Here is a 15,271-nt window from a genome sequence, read left to right as displayed (position 1 = left end):
CAGACCCGGAGGGGCCTAATATGGCCAAGAAACTTGCACCGATGCACCCCGGCGAAGTGCTCCGGGAAGAATTCCTTTCGCCGCTCGACATGTCGGCTGGCGCGCTAGCGAAAGCCTGCAGCGTTCCACGTACGCGGATTGAGCGGATCGCCAGTGAAGAGACCAGCATAACCGCCGATACGGCGCTGCGCCTCTCAAAGGCATTCGGCACAACCGCCGAATTCTGGCTCAACCTGCAGAATGCGTACGATGTGCGCGTTGCTGAGAGACTGATCGCCGACGATCTCGCCAAGATAGAGCCGGTTTCCAAGCGCGCGGCCTAATGGCGATATCGCGTGGCAGTCTCATCGAGGCTATATCGCGGCGCTGCGGATCACGCCGGCGGGTTTTCCTTGCATTCGCTCATGAGTTGGTCTGTGATTTTCGTTCCAAAGCATTGATCTTCTGGGGCTCACAGCGATGAAGTTGCCGCCTCCCGAAACCATAACTCCGACGCCGCCGCTGAGGCTTGAGGTCGCGGCGGAACTCGGCTTCCCTGACGGATTGATGACGGCGAGCTCGCTGCGTAGGCTCGCCGTTGCCCAGAAGATCGACCACGAAAAAATCGCTGGCAGGTACTACATCACCTTGGCCGCGATCGAGGAAATGAGAGATCGATGCCGCGTCCGAGCAAAGGCCCCCGTCTTGCCCTCCAAAGAGCAAAAGACCGAGAGCCAACCTGGGTCATCCGAGACGGACAGCGCACCCTCGGCACAAGCTGCAGCGAACGCGATCGCCGAGGAGCTGATAGAAAACTTGCGGAATACATCCTCAAAAAGCATGACCCGCAAAAAGCGATCAGCCAAAGTGATCCGAATGGCATCAAGATAGCGGGCGATCTTTTCCTGGCGGCGGAGGGAGGATTCGAACCTACGAAGGCTGAGGCCGAAAGCGATTGGTCCAAGTCCATCAGGGGTTTAGACCCAACTTTGGACCCAAACTCGCCCAGCTTCACGCAAACGGATCGGTACCACCTAATGGGATGGACGGCTCTCCCTCCACCATTCAGGCTGAGAGCCTGCAACGGGAAGGAGAGCTGCAATGACCGTCGAGACGCTCGGTATCGATATCGCCAAGAACGTGTTTCAACTTCACGGGGTCAATCATCATGGCTGCGTCGTGCTGAAGCGGCGGGTGATGCGCGATCAGCTTCTCGACATTGTCGCGCAAGTCGAGCGCTGCACGATCGTGGTCGAAGCCTGCACCTGCACCGGCGCGTTCTGCTGGGCGCGCAAGTTCGAGGCGCTAGGCCACCAGGTCAAGATCATCAGCCCGCAATATGTGAAGCCCTTTGTGCGCCGGCAGAAGAACGACGGCAACGATGCCGAAGCCATCTGCACCGCCGCACGCCAACCGCACATTCCGCTCGTCCCAAAGAAGACGGTCGAGCAGCAGGACATCCAGGCCCTGCATCGCTCTCGCCAGCGCATGGTCAATCATCGCACCGCCGTGGTCAGCCAAATCCGAGGTCCCTTGCTCGATCGAGGCTTCGCCATTGCCAAGAGCATTACCCGCGCCCGGCGGTTGGTTCCGGAGATCCTGTCAGATCTGGAGAACGAACTGACGCCGCTGGCGCGGGAGGCAATCGCTGAACTGCATGACCTGTTCCGAGATCTCGACCGCCGCATCGCGATCTTCGACAAGAAGATCGATGCGGTTTTCCGCGGCAGCGAGCGTTGCCAGCGCATCGCGACGATCAAAGGTGTTGGACCTAAGACCGCCACGGCAATTGTCGCTGCCATCGGGGACGGCTCGGAATTCAAGAACGGCCGTCATCTTGCCGCCTGGATCGGTCTCGTGCCGCGGCAATTCTCCAGTGGCGATCGCACCACGTTAATGGGCATTTCCAAGCGCGGGAGCCAGCATCTGCGCAGCTTGCTCGTTCACGGCGCCAGAGCTGTGGTCCGGACGGCGCCATCCAAGACAGACCTCAATAACCAATGGGTCAATCAGCTTCGGGAGCGGCGCGGCTTCAACCGTGCCACGGTGGCAGTCGCCAACAAGAATGCACGAATTATCTGGGCTGTGCTTCAAACCGGCGAACCGTACCGCGCCGCTTTCTGAGGACCCGCCTGGAGATTGCGAGACGACGGAGAAATGAGATGCACAGGTCGGACCGGCGCGCCAAGAGCCTGACTTTTATCGAGGCCTTCGTGGCCTACCAGCTGTAAAGGCGGGCGCGAGCGGATTCCCCATTTGGGCGCCCTGGATCACTTCGGGTGACGCCGGATAGATGTTTGCAACGGGCCATGCAGATCAGTTCAAAATCGACTTGCAATGGGAGAGCCGTCCATAGATGATAAGATGGATCGAATAACCGCCGCGGTGTCCCAATGCGCGCCTGCGGCGAGTCTTCCGTTTTTGATCCGCGATGGCGTACTCCCGCCGAAGGGCATCCCGGGTCAACGGCATGTGAGGTTCTTTTAAGTTTCGGAGCCTGAGTGGCCGATTGGTATGTGCCCCGACTCGGGAAACCGTCTTCCTTTTTCAGTCAGAGACCAAGCGATGTGATTGGAAAAACCCGCGATAATCGACCGGGACTTGATCAAACCCAAAGCTTCCAGTTTATCCCGGATGACGATCGTGCTCCTGTCGCTAAGTTCGCAATGATCAGAAATGTGAAGTTTCTGCCGGTACCAGAATCCAATAAGCTCCCGAACGTATGCTTCTGATGGGCTTTTGAGGAGATGGCCATAGAGCCCGGCAAAAAGGTCGCCCAATAAAATCGGGTGCGAGACCTTGTCCGGTGTCCCTTCTTCCGTTCGATAGATAAGCAATTCCACCGCAACTGGGTCGGTCAGCCCATCTGGAGTCGGACGAGGTGATGACTTGTCACTATCGAGACCGGCAAGCTTTTGACGCAGATCCGTATTCTCGATTCGCAGCTTTTCCAGCTCCTGGAGAAGCTTTGGATTGATGGCCTGATCACCACGTATCCAGCCAACACCAGGTTTCAAATTCACAGCCGTTGCGACGGCCATCATAACTTTCATGCAAAGGTCGTTTTCGTTGCTCCAGGATTCGACGATACGACCGGTCTTCAAACGAGCTTTGAAAGCATCCAGTCTTTCTTTTAGCGGCGCTTCTGATTCAGTGCCGCACGCAATGCCGCCCGGGTTTTCCGGAAGGAACGCAAGTATCGGAATGCCTTTTGATTGCGCATATTCAAATGTATTTTCCGTGAAAGTCAGTTCATCGCCGGACAGCGAGCCGTAACGGCGGCCGACGATCATGATATAATAATCGCTGCGATCAATGATCCGCTTGATGTAGTCCAGTTGCTGTTGATCAGTTACTGGAAACGATTCCATGCCGGCGGGCATGTATCCTGCTTTTGCCAGCGTGTTGCTGACGGCCTGACGTTCGTCCTTCAAATCGGCGTCCGTCGAAGTAATGAAAATCTGAAAAACCCGATCCACTTAAACTTTTCCTCATCACCGGATTTGACCCTCGCTGCCGGCACCTGGATTCGTCAATCATCTGTCATGTGGCTGGACAAGTGGAAGGCGTTTCGGGCACGTCGCGGCCAACCCGATGTGAGTCTTAATCTTTGTTTACCAGACCAGAGCATTCGTGCTCACGGTTGGCCGCTGCTTTTAATCGAATAAAACACCGGATTTTAACCGTTGCTGCTCGGCAGAGTGGCGGGATGACGCTCGAGTGCTAGAATTGCAGGATGATCCGGCTTGTCTCAGTCGCCACCGTGATATCCACCTACCAGAAACCGGCGGGCACGGTGGACCCGAATGACAGCGCTCAAACCGATCTTTGGGCGATCCGGCTGAATGTACCCCGCGAGAGGCTGCTGGAAGCCATTTCGGAGGTGGGAACCTCGCTGGCCGCGGTGCGGCACCGCCTCGAAAAATAGAGGCTCTCCGCCGGAATTTCGCCGATGTATCCACCATATATTGCCTGAACCTCGGAGCTGAGGCGCAACACCTTGGCCGCCCTGATTCGATGTGCTATCTGGCGGAAGCCGCTTCGATCACGTGCTATTGCTGTTCGCACCCGTGCATTACGGCTGCGCTGCCGAGGGTATTCTGCATGGACTCTTCCGCCAAAACCGCCTCCGCCCCCGATCCTTTCTTTGCGTCCACCCTTGCCGAGGCCGACCCGGAAATTGCCGCCGCGATCAACGGCGAATTGGGGCGTCAGCGTCACGAGATCGAACTAATCGCGTCGGAAAACATCGTCAGCCGCGCGGTTCTGGAGGCGCAGGGCTCGGTGATGACCAACAAGTACGCGGAAGGCTATCCGGGCGCGCGTTATTACGGCGGATGTGAGTGGGTCGATGTCGCCGAAACGCTGGCGATCGAACGCGCCAAAAAGCTGTTCGGCGCCCGGTTTGCCAACGTCCAGCCGAACTCAGGCAGCCAGATGAACCAAGCGGTCTTTCTGGCACTCCTGCAGCCTGGCGATACTTTCATGGGGCTCGACCTCGCTGCCGGAGGCCACCTGACACACGGCGCGCCGGTCAACATGTCCGGCAAGTGGTTCAAGGCCGCGCACTACACCGTGCGGCGCGACGATCACCTGATCGATATGGACGAGGTGGCTCATCGCGCTGAGGAGGTCAAGCCGAAGCTGATCATCGCCGGCGGTTCGGCCTATTCGCGGCCATGGGATTTCAAGCGCTTTCGCGAGATCGCTGACAGCGTCGGCGCGTATTTGATGGTGGATATGGCGCACTTCGCCGGCCTCGTCGCCGGTGGCGTGCACGCCTCGCCGGTGCCGCACGCGCATGTGACAACGACCACCACCCACAAGTCGCTGCGCGGTCCACGCGGCGGCCTGATCCTGTGCAATGATGAAGCGCTTGCCAAGAAGTTCAATTCGGCAATCTTCCCAGGCCTACAGGGCGGCCCGCTGATGCATGTCATCGCCGCCAAGGCCGTGGCGTTCGGCGAGGCGTTGCGTCCGGACTTCAAGATCTACGCGAAGAACGTCGTCGAAAATGCTAAGGCCCTTGCCGAAAGCCTGCGTGGCCACGGCTTCGACATTGTTTCAGGAGGCACGGACAACCACCTGATGCTGGTGGACCTCAGGCCCAAGGGATTGAAGGGAAACATTTCGGAAAAGGCGCTCGTTCGCGCTGGGCTGACCTGCAACAAGAACGGCATTCCTTTCGATCCTGAAAAGCCATTCGTGACGTCGGGCCTGCGCCTCGGTACGCCGGCCACCACCACGCGCGGCTTCGGGGTAACCGAGTTCAAACAGGTCGGCGGCCTGATCGCGGAAGTGCTCAAGGCCATTGCACAGTCGGAGGACGGTAAGGCACCGCTGGTCGAGGCGGCCGTAAAGGAGAAGGTCAAGGCGCTGACGGATCGCTTTCCGATCTATCAGGACAGATGAACTCGCGTATGAATTTGGTGACGTTTCGAAGAGTCATATTCTGAATTAACTCACGCACTCATCTCCTTGAAAATGATAAATTAATAAGACGCAAGAGCGCTCAGAAATCCGGCTTCGAACGGTCGTTTTCGACGATGGTAAGGTGAGTTGAGAGATGCGCTGCCCGAGCTGCAACAGTTTGGATACGCAGGTCAAGGATTCCCGGCCGACCGAGGATTCGGCCGTTATCCGGCGCAGGCGGGTCTGTATGGCCTGCAATTTCCGCTTCACGACATTTGAGCGGGTGCAACTGCGCGAACTCACGGTTATTAAGCGCAACGGCCGGCGGGTGCCGTTCGACCGCGACAAGCTGGTGCGTTCGCTGCAAATCAGCTTGCGCAAGCGGCCGGTTGAACCCGAGCGGATCGAAACCATGGTCTCGGCCATCGTCCGCGAACTTGAGAGTGGCGGTGAGGCAGAAATTTCGTCCGAAACCATCGGCGAGATCGTAATGGAACGCCTGCGAAGCCTCGATGATGTGGCCTATGTGCGCTTTGCCTCGGTCTACCGCAATTTCCGCGAGGCCAAGGATTTCGAGGCGGTACTGGGCGAACTTTCCAGCGAGGACGATGCGCGGCGCGTACCGCTGCGCAAATGATCTTCCGCATTCTGGAAGAGCAGAACGGCGCTAACCTCCGGACGGAGAAGGTCGCCGACTTGCATTTCATGCAACTAGCGCTTGCGCTGGGCCGTCGCAGCTTGGGCGCGAGCGCACCTAACCCGGCCGTGGGCGCCGTTATCGTGAAGGACGGGGTGATTGTCGGTCGCGGCTGGACCCAGCCTGGAGGCCGCCCGCACGCGGAGGCCGAGGCGCTGCGGCGGGCGGGGGACGCGGCACGAGGTGCGACCTTGTACGTCACGCTGGAGCCGTGTTCTCACGTTGGAAAAACGCCGCCATGCGCCGACGCGGTGATCGCAGCCGGCATTACGCGCGTTGTGTCCGCGATCGAGGATCCCACGCCCGAAGTCGCCGGGCAGGGCCATGCGCGGTTACGGGCTGCTGGTATATCGGTGGATGTCGGGCTTTGTGCGGCCGAGGCGGCTCACCATCATGCCGGGCATTTCCGGCGGGTCCGGGACAAACGTCCCCACGTCATTCTTAAACTCGCAGTGTCCAGCGACGGAAGGATCGCTGCCGCCGGAGGCGTACCGGTCGCGGTCACGGGCGAGGCCGCGAGGGCGCGGACGCATCTGTTGCGCGCCCAATGCAGCGCGATTTTGGTTGGCATCGGCACCGTTCTGGCTGACGATCCTCTCCTGACCTGCCGGCTTCCCGGCATGGAAACACGCTCGCCGCCGCGTGTGGTCCTGGATCACGCGCTGCGCATCCCGGAAAGCAGCCGCCTTGTTCAGTCCGCGCGCGAAACTCCGCTTTGGATCATGACCTCGGATTTTGCCGAAACGTCAAGGGCGATGAAACTCGGCGCGGCCGGCGCGCACGTGATGCGTGTTCCGGTCGCGGCTGGAACGCCCGGGCTCGATCTCGTAGCGATTCTCCGCGCCCTCTCGGAAAGAGGGGTCAACCGGCTGATGGTCGAGGGCGGAGCGCGTGTTGCGGCATCGTTTGTCGCGGCGGCGTTGGTTGACGAAGCGTGGTTGCTGCGCGGTCCCGATCCGATCGGCGACGACGGTGTGGCCGCACTCGGGGCCTTGCCGCTGACCACCATTACCGGGTCACCGCAGTTCAAAATGCGTGCGAGCGAGACGTTGGATCAGGACACTCTCGCGATTTACGAGCGTGTCTAAATGGAGTTACGTTCGAAGCGTCGCGCCGTCCTGGCGTCTGGCATCTACATCTTTCAGTCGCCGCATGTGATGGTGGGGCATGACGAGCGAAGTGACGCCATTCTTTGAACCGAGAGGTCCTGCCATGACGCTCGGAAGTCCTGGATTCGGAAGGTTCTGATGTTTACCGGCATAGTGACCGACGTCGGCGAGATCGAAAGTGTGACGCACACGGCGCAGAACCGGCTGCACCGAGTCCGCATCCTCTGCCACTATGATCAAACCACCATCGCAGATGGCGCCTCGATCGCTTGCAACGGCACGTGTCTGACAGTCGTTCTCTCCGGTGTCGCGGGGGGCCGGACCTGGTTCGACGTCGATGTCGGGACGGAGACGCTCGACGTGACGACCGCAAAGCACTGGGCGGCGGGAACGCGGCTCAATCTCGAACGCGCGTTGAAGATCGGCGACGAGCTTGGCGGCCACATTGTCGCAGGTCATGTCGACGGAACCGCGACCATACTGACGCGCGACGACCAACACGGCATGGCGCGTTTTGAATTCTGTGCTACCCCGAATTTAGCACGTTTCATCGCCGCCAAGGGCTCAGTGACATTGGACGGCGTATCGCTGACGGTAAACAGCGTTCGGAACGAGGCGTTCTCGGTGCTCACTATTCCGCGCACGCTCGACCTTACCACGCTGGGCAACTGGCGCCCGGACAGCGAGGTCAATATCGAGGTCGACCTGATGGCGCGTTACGCCGCGCGCCTAAGCGAGATGAAGTGCGCTTCCTCGACCGAAGTATGATACGCGGGCTATTGGCCTCTTTAACAAAAGGGATACCGGGCAAGCCCGGCACGGCGAACCGGAGCAGGTATGGCAGAGGCAAGGCACGCACCGCTAAAGGATCAAACAAGCGTCTCTGGCGCTCGGGTTTTGATCGTGGAGGCGCGGTTCTACGACGATATCCAGGATGCTCTGCTAGAAGGAGCAGTCGCCGAGCTGCGATCTGCCGGCGTCCGTTATGACGTCGTCACAGTTCCCGGTGCCCTGGAGATTCCTGCGGCCATTGTCTTCGCGCTTGATGCGGCCGAGCGGAGCAGCGAGCCTTACGATGCTGTGGTCGCACTCGGGTGCGTCGTGCGGGGCGATACCATCCATTTCGAGATTGTCTCGATGGAATCTTCCCGCGCGCTGATGGATCTGTCGATGCAACGGCGGGTACCTCTCGGCAATGGCATCATCACGGTCAACACCGACGCGCAAGCGTGGGCGCGTGCAGGCGAATTGAACAAGGGCGGTCATGCGGCGCGGGCGGCGTTGACAATGCTGCGGATTAAACGCCGATTGGCGAAGGCGTAACGGAGCGATGGCGGACATCAAGGCAGGTATCGACAGGAAGGCAAACAGGCGCGGCGCGGCACGGCTCGCCGCGGTGCAGGCGCTGTATCAGATGGAGGTCGGCGGAGCGGGCATTAACGATGTCTTTGCGGAGTTCGATAGCCACTGGCTCGGCAACGAAGTCGAAGGCGACAGATATCTTCCCGCGGAGGCTGCCTTTTTTCGAGACGTGGTGGCAGGCGTGGTTCGCGATCAAGTCAGGATTGACCCATTGATCGACGATGCGCTGTCGAAGAGTTGGCCGCTGAAGCGGATCGCGGCGATCCTGCGCGCGGTGCTCCGCGCCGGTTCATACGAACTGGAGCATCGCATGGATATTCCGGCGCGGGTCGTAGTATCCGAATATGTCGATGTCGCACACGCTTTCGTCGAAAATGATGAAGCTGGTATGGTCAATGCGGTGCTTGACCAGATCGCACGCCATTTCCGCACCGCCGAATTTATTCGCTGACGCCTATTCCGCTACGGCTGCGCATGAACCCTGACGGGTCGAAATATGTCGGTTGAGGACGATCTCATCGCGCGCTACTTCAAGCCGATCGCGACCGATCCGGGTGCGTTGGGGCTCACTGACGATGCGGCTATCTTGCGAGGCAGCAACGACGATCTCGTGGTCACCACCGATGCTATTGTCGAAGGTGTACATTTTCGGAGCAGCGATCCGCCTAAAACGGTCGCCAAGAAAGCGTTGCGTGTCAACCTGTCAGATCTCACCGCCAAAGGTGCGACGCCCGCCGGATTCGTTCTGACCCTGGCGTTGCGTGAGCCGGATGAGAGATGGCTCTCGGCCTTCGCGAGCGGGCTTGCCGAAGACGCTATCACCTTTGATTGTCCGTTGCTCGGCGGCGATACCGTCGCCACTCCGGGGCCGCTGACGATGTCCATTACTGCGTTCGGTCGCGCGCCGGTTGGTGGAATGATCTTGCGTAGCCGCGCGCAGCCCGGTGACCGTATCGTCGTCTCCGGCACGATCGGCGACGCTGCACTCGGGCTCGCCGTTCTCTCAGGCAACGTGACGGTCGACGACGCCGCGATTCGTGAGTCGTTGATCGACCGGTATCGGGTCCCGCAACCCCGCATCCCTCTCGCAGAGGCTGTCCGCCACTATGCGCGGGCGGCGATGGATGTTTCCGATGGTCTAGCTGGTGACCTCGCAAAACTTTGCATCGCGTCCGGAGTTTCGGCAATCATCGATGCAGCAGCCGTTCCGCTCTCTGAATCTGCACGCGGACTGATAGAGCAGGGGCAGACGAGTTTCGTCTCCGCTGTGAGCGGCGGCGACGATTACGAGGTTTTGTGTACGATCGCGAAGGATCGCTGGGGCGACTTCGCGCGGGCGGCACGAAACGTTGGCGTCGCCGTAACTCCGATCGGAGAAATCATCGCGGGCAACGCAGCTCCGAAATGGCTCGATACAAAAGGCGCGGATGTCGCGCTTCCACGGCTTTCCTACAGCCACTTCTGAATAGTGGCGACAGCCAGCCCCACTGCATACCAAAACGCCCGGCCAGGCCGGGCGTTTTGCCGTTGAAAAAGAAAGGCTCGTTTAGGTTCCGCTGCCGAACCGACGAGACCACCACCCCGCACGTCGCGGTTGGGTTTCGTCCGATACTTCCGGAGGGGACTGTTGCGATTCCGGTGTCGCTGCTTCCGGATGGCTTTGAATGACGGGAACGGCGGGCGATGCTTCTTGCGAGGCGAAGCTCACCTTTTCCCGTACGGTCGAGCGACGGCAAACGGCCTTCTCGGATTCCGAAACGGTATCACTCCTGGCCTCAGCCGTGCGGATTGTCGGTTCTGCGGTGTGCTGTTGCGGCTGAGTTTCAGCTTCGGCCGGGCTGGTCTGCGTTTCTGGCGCTATCGACACAGAATCGAAGTCCGCAACGGCCTCGACGGCTTCAGATGCTGACGGAGGGTTCAACTCGTCGGAGTTCGAGTCGACAGGACTCGCACCGTTGCTACCCCGGCGCCGACGACCACCGCGACGCCCACGACGACGCGGTCGCCGTTCATCTCCGTCCGGAGACTGATCGGCTCGCACCTCGCTGCCCTGCGCCGAAGAATCCTCTCCATCATTTTCGACGTCGTCCTCGGTCATAAAGCGTGCCGCGGCGAAATCGGCGGCAATCTGGACGCTGTCCGGACCGTCAACCGTTTGCGGAGGCTGATTGTCGCTCGTTTCGCCAGAGCGTTCACGCCGGGGCCGGCGTCGCCTGCGCTTGCGGCCGTCACCCTCGGTTTCACCGCCCGCCGGTTCATCGGCGCGAGTCTCGGCGGCGTCGGCCTCGATCTCCGTTTCCACATCGACCGGCTGCTCGTCTTGATGGACCTCTTCGGCCTGCGGCGGGTCTATGGCGATTTGCGTGGCCAGCAGCGCTTTTGCTGCCTCCAGAGTATGCACCTGCTCGCCGCGATCAATGACGAAGGATTGTTGACCCGCGAGCGAGGGGTCGGCGACCAGGGAGAGACCAACTTTGAAGCTGTGTTCGAGGGCGCGCAGATGTCCTCGCTTCTGATTGAGCACATACAACGCAACGTTAATGCGCGTCCGCACGACAAGGTTGTGCGTCGCTCCTTTTATCAAAACTTCCTCAAGGCTGCGCAACAACTGCAACGCCACCGACGGAACCGAGCGGACATGGCCGGTGCCGCCGCAGTGCGAGCAAGGCTCTGTCGAACTTTCCAGCATACTGGCGCGGATTCGCTGGCGCGACATTTCTAGAAGACCGAAGTGCGAAATGCGACCAACCTGGATGCGCGCGCGATCGTGGCGCAGACACTCGCTCAGCTTACGCTCCACCGCGCGGTTGCTTCGCTTCTCGTCCATGTCGATGAAATCGATGACGATCAGGCCGGCAAGATCACGCAGTCGCAACTGTCGGGCGACTTCCTCGGCAGCTTCCAGATTGGTCTTAAGCGCGGTATCCTTGATGTGATGTTCGCGGGTCGAGCGACCTGAGTTGACATCGATCGATACAAGCGCTTCGGTTTGGTTGATGACGATGTATCCACCGGAGCGAAGCTGCACCGTCGGCAGAAACATCGCGTCCAGTTGGCTCTCGACGCCCATCCGCGAAAACAAGGGCTGGCAGTCGCGATACTGCTTCACTGCCCGGACGTTGGATGGCATCAGCATCTTCATGAAATCGCGCGCTTCATGATAGCCGGCTTCACCGGCCACCTGGATTTCGTCGATTTCCTTGCTGTAGAGATCGCGGAGGGAGCGCTTGATAAGCGAGCCTTCCTCGTAAACAAGTGTCGGAGCCTGGGACCGCAAGGTCATATCTCTTACAGTTTCCCACATGCGGATCAGATACTCGAAATCGCGCTTGATCTCCGGCTTGGTACGCGAAGCGCCAGCGGTGCGCAGGATGACTCCCATTCCCTCGGGGACATCGAGATCCTGTACCACCTCCTTCAGCCGCGAACGGTCTTGCGCCGAGGTGATCTTGCGACTGATGCCGCCGCCGCGGGCCGTATTGGGCATCAGCACCGCATACCGACCGGCCAGCGATAGATAGGTCGTCAGTGCGGCGCCCTTGTTACCACGCTCCTCCTTGACCACCTGGACCAGCATGACCTGGCGACGCTTGATGACTTCCTGGATTTTGTACTGACGGCGCGGCCGGTAACCCCGCTCCGGCACCTCCTCGAGAGCATCATCGCCGCCGACGGATTCAACCTGCTCCTCTTCTTCGTCATCGTCACTATCATCATCTTCCGTGCGATCTTCGACGCGAGCTTCGTCCCCATGGAATCCGACCTCATGAGGATGGCCGCCGGCATAGTCACCGCTCTCACGATCGTGAACTTCATTGTGCGCTTCATCAGTGGAGACGGCCAGCCCGGTGTGATCGGTTTGGGCTCCATCGTCAGCAAGCGGCTCGACGCCGGTCGCGTGACCCGGTGCTATCGGGACCGGGTCTTCATCCGGCGAAGCCGCGAACAGATCGCCCCCGGAGTGCTCCTGAACTTCATCGCGACGCTCGCGGCCCACATCGTCGGAGTCTGACTTGCCGGCGAAGTCATGCGACTCCTGTAAGTTGTCGGCGCTGTCTAAAGAGCTTGATCCAACGTCGTCCGCAGGCCCGCGTGCGCGATCGCGCTGTATGGCGTCGTCGGCTCCGTCATCCGCGTCGGGATGATCATGATGTTGCCCGAGTTGATCGCCCACTGCTGTTTCATCAGACGGCGAGTCAGACTGTGTCGCGTCTATCCCCGCAGCCTCCCCATCCTCGACGATAGCGCTTTGCACGCGTTCGCCGTGATCGCGCCGACGGGCATTGCGATGCCGCGAACGGCGGCGGTTGGGGCGATCTTCGGGGTCTTCCTCTGCCTCGCGATGAGCGCGCTCGTCGGCTTCGATCAACGCCTGCCGGTCGGCGACCGGAATTTGATAATAGTCAGGATGGATTTCGCTGAACGCCAGGAAACCGTGCCGATTTCCTCCGTATTCAATAAACGCGGCTTGCAGCGAAGGCTCAACCCGGGTGACCTTGGCCAAATAGATGTTGCCACGCAGTTGTTTGCGTTGAGCTGATTCGAAATCAAATTCCTCGACGCGGTTACCGCGGACCACCACCACCCGGGTTTCTTCCGGGTGGGTGGCGTCGATCAACATTTTGTTGGGTTTGTTGGACATTTTGAAGCTCTTGGGGGCGGAGGGCGCATGGCACGGCGCGCGCATCTCGCGCGGCCGGGTAACGCAACGGTCCACCTGATTCGGGGGTGAGGGGAAGGCTGCGACGCGATCTGGAACGCCGTGCCGACCCTGATCCCGACGAGACGCCATGCGCGAAGTTTTCACTTCGCCTCGGTGCGGTCTTTGCGGAAAAAATGATCAGCTTTTCAGTATGGCGCATCAGGCGTCAGCCCGTCTGAACAGGTTGGCGGCAAAAACACCGCCGCGTATCTATCTCGCTGCCGGACCGACGCGGCGCCAAAGCACCTTGTCGGTTGTCGTACCGCGTGGCCACAGGCCGGGACAATCGGTTACGACCTCTCCAAGCTGCCCCCAGGTGCAAATGGTAACCTGGGACCGGATCCCTCCCAAACCTGAAAAACACCTCTTCAATTCGGCCGCGCGCTGCGCTGGCTGTGTGGAGGGATCAGGAAACGCCGGAACTTCGAACAATCTGAAGCCCTAACGCTGCACCGGGAAGCTGAACGCGACACAACCGTGAGTTTAACCGTCAGCATTAACTTACATACGTGGATTGCCTGTCGCTTGCAAGGGACCGCGTCGTCATCCGGCAAGTCTTCCGAGCAATAACTGGGTATCGGATTAAGTCCGGATTAACCGTATTGTATCTATTGTGATTAAAAGCAGCTCGGAGGCATGGGTTCGTTGGCGAGCCGCGCAAATCTGCGAATCGTCTGGCTATGCGCCATAGCGATACTTGCTCCCGGCGCGGCTTCGTTTGCCGCCGGGAACGAACCCGTCCGCCCGGAGATCGCTGGTGATTTTCCGGTCGCCTCCGAAGTGCGACTCGCGGGCGATCTGAATCAGACCCGCTTCATTCTCGATCTCGACAAGAAGATCGATATTCACGCCTTTCTGCTGACTGATCCTTATCGGGCCGTCATCGATATTCCCCAGGTCAGTTTTCGCCTCGCTCCCAAAGCCGGGGAAATCGGACGCGGCCTGATAAAGGCGTTCCGCTACGGTCTGGTTATGCCGGGCGGATCGCGGATTGTCTTCGATCTCGCAGGACCTGCGAAAATCCAAAAAGCTTACGTGCTCGACGCCGCGAACGGTCAGCCCTCCCGCCTGGTCGTCGAACTGGAGGCCGTCGACCGTGCTGCATTCAACGGCCTATTGGCGAGATCGAGCAGCCCGGAACCGGCGAAGGATGCTGATTCTTCAGGATCCATCCCAGGTACGCCTGGCCTGACCGGGCTCGCGGACGGGCGCCTCGTGGTTGTAATCGATCCCGGCCATGGCGGAATTGATAATGGAACCCACGCTTCAACCGGAGAGGCCGAAAAAGATCTGGTGCTGGCATTTGCGTCAGCGTTGCGCGACCGCATAGAGCAGGGCGGCAAATACCGTGTTGTCATGACGCGGACGAACGACATCTTCGTCCCACTGGCCGAGCGCTTGCGCATCGCCCGCAACAACCGCGCTGCATTATTCGTGTCGATTCATGCGGACGCTTTGCCGCGCCACGAGGGTGATGCACAAGGCGCAACGATATACACACTGTCGGACAAGGCGTCGGACCGCGAGGCGGAACGGTTGGCCGAAGCCGAAAACAAGGCGGATGCCATCGGCGGTGTCGATCTGACTGAGGAGCCGACCGAGGTGGCCGATATCCTGATCGACCTTGCGCAACGGGAAACACGCACGTTTTCCAATCGCTTCGCCCAGTTGTTGATGAGTGAGATGAAAACCTCCGCGCGGATGCATAAGCACCCGCTGAAATCAGCCGGATTCAGGGTGCTGAAGGCTCCCGATGTGCCGTCGGTGCTGGTTGAACTCGGTTACGTTTCGAACAAGGCAGATCTTCGCCAAATGGCGTCCGAAGAGTGGCGTTCCAGGACGGTCCGTTCGGTCGCGAAGGCCGTCGAGACGTTCCTTGCAAAAAGAATGGTGTCAGTCGCTCCGGCCGACTGAGGCGAAAAGTGGCGGGCTAAAGGTTAGAAGCCCTAGTTTGGCCACAGCCGCCGCCCTATAGAAAAGTCGTCGTAAGTTCGTAGAATCGGTCAGAAC

The 15,271-nt window shown here is 59.8% G+C and carries 13 protein-coding genes; 11 read left to right on the top strand and 2 right to left on the bottom strand.

Going from position 1 to position 15,271, the window contains the following annotated elements; translation table 11 throughout:
• Positions 1-20 precede the first annotated feature (20 nt).
• Both ACZ5IL_RS15185 and ACZ5IL_RS15180 read left to right on the top strand, forming a co-directional pair.
• Complete coding sequence (locus tag ACZ5IL_RS15185) at positions 21-323, top strand: HigA family addiction module antitoxin (protein WP_464592726.1); 303 nt, start codon at positions 21-23, stop codon at positions 321-323.
• A 757-nt stretch (positions 324-1,080) separates the two neighbouring features.
• Entirely contained in the window at positions 1,081-2,103 is a 1,023-nt protein-coding gene (locus ACZ5IL_RS15180) for an IS110 family RNA-guided transposase (RefSeq protein WP_464592724.1), read from the top strand.
• 359 nt (positions 2,104-2,462) lie between these two features.
• Here ACZ5IL_RS15180 and ACZ5IL_RS15175 read toward each other — a convergent pair whose 3' ends face one another.
• Positions 2,463-3,458, bottom strand: coding sequence for a DUF4062 domain-containing protein (locus tag ACZ5IL_RS15175; protein WP_464592722.1), 996 nt, complete (start codon positions 3,456-3,458; stop codon positions 2,463-2,465).
• A 257-nt stretch (positions 3,459-3,715) separates the two neighbouring features.
• Between ACZ5IL_RS15175 and ACZ5IL_RS15170 the strand changes: the two genes are divergently transcribed.
• The 8 genes from ACZ5IL_RS15170 to thiL all read left to right on the top strand — a co-directional run bounded on the left by ACZ5IL_RS15170 (position 3,716) and on the right by thiL (position 10,024).
• Positions 3,716-3,907, top strand: coding sequence for a DUF3606 domain-containing protein (locus tag ACZ5IL_RS15170; RefSeq protein ID WP_464592720.1), 192 nt, complete (start codon positions 3,716-3,718; stop codon positions 3,905-3,907).
• A gap of 176 nt (positions 3,908-4,083) precedes the next feature.
• Positions 4,084-5,391: a serine hydroxymethyltransferase gene (gene glyA, locus ACZ5IL_RS15165; RefSeq protein ID WP_464592718.1), complete on the top strand. Its 1,308-nt coding sequence runs from the start codon at positions 4,084-4,086 to the stop codon at positions 5,389-5,391.
• 154 nt (positions 5,392-5,545) lie between these two features.
• Positions 5,546-6,028, top strand: coding sequence for a transcriptional regulator NrdR (nrdR, locus tag ACZ5IL_RS15160; RefSeq protein ID WP_464592716.1), 483 nt, complete (start codon positions 5,546-5,548; stop codon positions 6,026-6,028).
• The gene (ribD, locus tag ACZ5IL_RS15155) at positions 6,025-7,176 is read left to right on the top strand and encodes a bifunctional diaminohydroxyphosphoribosylaminopyrimidine deaminase/5-amino-6-(5-phosphoribosylamino)uracil reductase RibD (RefSeq protein WP_464592714.1); all 1,152 of its coding nucleotides are present in this window, start codon (positions 6,025-6,027) and stop codon (positions 7,174-7,176) included. Before nrdR ends, ribD begins: the two co-directional genes overlap by 4 nt.
• A 159-nt stretch (positions 7,177-7,335) precedes the next feature.
• Entirely contained in the window at positions 7,336-7,965 is a 630-nt protein-coding gene (locus ACZ5IL_RS15150) for a riboflavin synthase (RefSeq protein ID WP_464592712.1), read from the top strand.
• A gap of 69 nt (positions 7,966-8,034) precedes the next feature.
• Positions 8,035-8,520: a 6,7-dimethyl-8-ribityllumazine synthase gene (ribH, locus tag ACZ5IL_RS15145; protein ID WP_464592710.1), complete on the top strand. Its 486-nt coding sequence runs from the start codon at positions 8,035-8,037 to the stop codon at positions 8,518-8,520.
• 7 nt (positions 8,521-8,527) lie between these two features.
• Positions 8,528-9,010, top strand: a complete 483-nt coding sequence (nusB, locus tag ACZ5IL_RS15140) for a transcription antitermination factor NusB (protein WP_464592708.1) — start codon at positions 8,528-8,530, stop codon at positions 9,008-9,010.
• A gap of 45 nt (positions 9,011-9,055) precedes the next feature.
• Positions 9,056-10,024 (top strand): thiamine-phosphate kinase, encoded by a 969-nt coding sequence (gene thiL, locus ACZ5IL_RS15135; protein WP_464592706.1) that lies wholly within the window; start codon positions 9,056-9,058, stop codon positions 10,022-10,024.
• Between the two features lie 81 nt (positions 10,025-10,105).
• On the opposite strand, the gene ACZ5IL_RS15130 is transcribed toward thiL, so the two are convergent.
• Complete coding sequence (locus ACZ5IL_RS15130) at positions 10,106-13,201, bottom strand: Rne/Rng family ribonuclease (RefSeq protein WP_464592704.1); 3,096 nt, start codon at positions 13,199-13,201, stop codon at positions 10,106-10,108.
• 705 nt (positions 13,202-13,906) lie between these two features.
• On the opposite strand from ACZ5IL_RS15130, the gene ACZ5IL_RS15125 reads away from it, so the two are divergent.
• Positions 13,907-15,175: an N-acetylmuramoyl-L-alanine amidase gene (locus ACZ5IL_RS15125; protein WP_464596915.1), complete on the top strand. Its 1,269-nt coding sequence runs from the start codon at positions 13,907-13,909 to the stop codon at positions 15,173-15,175.
• Positions 15,176-15,271: the final 96 nt, after the last annotated feature.

It is taken from the genome of Nitrobacter sp. CN101, assembly GCF_055390255.1.
This window is presented reverse-complemented; position numbering and strand designations above follow the sequence as displayed.